This window comes from Mesorhizobium sp. M2A.F.Ca.ET.037.01.1.1 (assembly GCF_003998075.1).
Taxonomy (GTDB): domain Bacteria; phylum Pseudomonadota; class Alphaproteobacteria; order Rhizobiales; family Rhizobiaceae; genus Mesorhizobium.
On sequence record NZ_RZSA01000898.1, the window covers coordinates 1 to 2,698 of the forward strand.

Annotated in this window: 2 protein-coding genes; one reads left to right on the forward strand and one right to left on the reverse strand. The window is 66.0% G+C overall.

The annotated features are described in order from the left end of the window. Nucleotides 1-274 (forward strand): Fur family transcriptional regulator (locus EOA27_RS30940; RefSeq protein WP_145970641.1); only part of this gene is annotated, 274 nt, incomplete at its 5' end. Between the two features lie 223 nt (nt 275-497). Here the strand turns inward: EOA27_RS30940 and polA are convergent. After that, nucleotides 498-2,698: DNA polymerase I (polA, locus tag EOA27_RS30950; RefSeq protein ID WP_127258030.1), on the reverse strand; the 2,201-nt coding region annotated here is incomplete at its 5' end.

Consider the following 2,698-nt stretch of genomic DNA (forward strand, 5'->3'; position numbering starts at 1 on the left):
GGTCTACCGGGCGCTCGACACGCTGGTGAAGTCCGGCTTCGTGCACCGGCTGGAAAGCCTCAATTCCTTCGTCGCCTGCGCCGAGCCGCACGACCACAGCCATTCGATGACCGCCTTCGCCATCTGCGACAATTGCGGCCAGGTGACCGAAATGTCCGACCACGACGTCGGCCATCGGTTGGACGAATGGGTGCGCTCGACGGGATTCGCGGCCAAGAAGGCGGTGATCGAGTTTCGCGGCGTTTGCGCGAAGTGCAGGGCCGAGGCTGCGTAAGTATCAGCTAGCCGGTTGACGCCGGCGCGGAGCCCCCCTCTCTGTCCTGCCGGACATCTCCCCCTCAAGGGGGGAGATCAGCCGTAGTCACGGCTTTCGCCAATCTTCAAACGTTGCAAGACGAGCGCCGGCGCCGGAACCGCCAATCTCCCCCCTTGAGGGGGAGATGTCCGGCAGGACAGAGAGGGGGGGCGACGGATCGCGGCGCCTCTCGGCATGCCGCCTAATGCGCCTCGTCCCAATTGTCCGCCGCCCGGGCGTCGACATGCAGCGGCACCGACATTGAGACCGCCGGCATCGGCGCGTTTTCCATGACCCGGCGCACGACGGGGATAGTCGCTTCGACTTCCGCTTCCACCGTTTCGAAGATCAGTTCGTCATGCACCTGCAGCAGCATGCGGGCCGAGAGTTTCGCTTTCTCCAGCGCCTCTTCCATATGCACCATGGCGCGGCGGATGATGTCTGCGGCGGTGCCCTGCAGCCTGGCGTTGATCGAGGCGCGCTCGTTGAAGGCGCGGACCGACGGGTTGGAGGATCGTATCTCCGGATAGTGGATGCGCCGGCCGAAGATGGTTTGCACGAAGCCGTTTTCCCGCGCGTAGGCCTTGGTTTCCTCGATATAGTCGCGGATGCCCGGGAAGCGCTCGAAATAGCGCTTGATGTAGGCGCCGGCCTCGTCGCGCGGGATCGACAATTGGTTGGCGAGGCCGAAGGCCGAGATGCCGTAGATGATGCCGAAGTTGATCGCCTTGGCACGCCGGCGCACCTCCGAAGGCATGCCTTCGACCGGCACGTTGAACATTTCCGACGCGGTGATGGCATGGATGTCGGCGCCGTCGGCGAAGGCCTGCTTGAGCTGCGGGATCTCGGCGACATGGGCAAGCACGCGCAGCTCGATCTGGCTATAGTCGGCCGAGACCAGCTTGTGGCCCTTCTCGGCGATGAAGGCGGTCCTGATCTTGCGGCCCTCGGCGGTGCGCACCGGAATATTCTGGAGGTTGGGATCGGAGGATGACAAGCGGCCCGTGGTCGTCGCGGCGAGCGCGTATGAGGTATGCACGCGGTTGGTGCCGGGGTTGATGAAACCGGGCAGCGCGTCGGTATAGGTCGACTTCAGCTTGGTGAGCTGGCGCCAGTCGACGATCTTGCGCGGCAGCTCATGGCCTTCGGCGGCGAGGTCTTCCAGCAGCTGCGCCGAGGTCGACCATTGCCCCGTCTTGGTCTTCGAGCCGCCCGGCAGGCCCATCTTGCCGAACAATATGTCGCCCAGCTGTTTGGGCGAGCCGATGTTGATGCGCTCGCCGACGATGCCGTAGATCTCTTCCTCGACGCGGGCGGCGCCCTGCGCCAGCTCGCCCGAAAGCCTAGACAGGATCTGCCGGTCGACCGAGATGCCGCGCTGCTCCATGCGGGCAAGCACCGGCACGAGCGGACGTTCCAGCCGCTCGTAGACGGAAACGAGGCCCTTGGCGGCGAGCCGGGGCTTCAGCAATTGCCACAGCCGCAGAGCCAGATCGGCCTGTTCGCCGGCATAGGCGGTCGCGCGCTCGATATCGACCTGGTCGAAGCCGATGGCGCTCTTGCCCGAGCCGGCCAGTTCCTTCTTCGAGGCCGGCGCGTGTCCCAGCCATTTCTCCGACAGCGAGGCGAGGTCGTGACCGCCGGACGTGCCGGCGTCGAGCACGTAGGAGATCAGCATCGTGTCGTCGAACGGTCCGACCTCGATGCCGTGCCGGCTCATCACGACGATGTCGTATTTCATGTCCTGCACGATTTTGAGGACCGACCGGTCCTCGAGCAGCGGCTTGAGCAGCGCCAGCGCCTCGCGGACCGGGATCTGGTTCTCCAGCATGCCGCCGCCAAGCAGGTCGCCATTGCCGTTCTTGTGGGCAAGCGGCACGTAGACGGCGCGGCCCGGCGCGACCGCCATGGACAGGCCGATGAGATCGGCCTGCATCGGGTCGGACGAGCTGGTCTCGGCGTCAAAAGCGAGGATGCCGGCCTCGCGGGCTTCGGCTATCCAGGCTTTCAGCGCGGCCGCATCGCGGATGGGCGCATAGGCCGAAGGGTCGATCTTGCTCGCCGAGGCTTGTTCCAGCCGCAGCGCCGAAAGGAGCGATGGGGTGTCGCCCTGCGGCGGCGCGTCCTCGCCCCTCGTGGCTGGCGAGGCGGGCTTCGCGTCGCCGTTTGATTGAGGCACTGCCTGCCTTTGCGGCGCGCTGGCGCCGACATCGGGGCCGTGCGCGGCATCGGCGCGCTCGACGATGACGGCGGAAGCCTGGACGTCGCCGATCTCGGTCGCGGTCGCCTCGGCGACGCGTCGCGTTAGCGTGGTGAATTCCATGGTCTTCAGGAAGCCGATCAGCTTCGGTCCGTCCGGCGCGTGCAGCACCAGGTCGTCCAACCCCTCCTTCAGCGGCACAT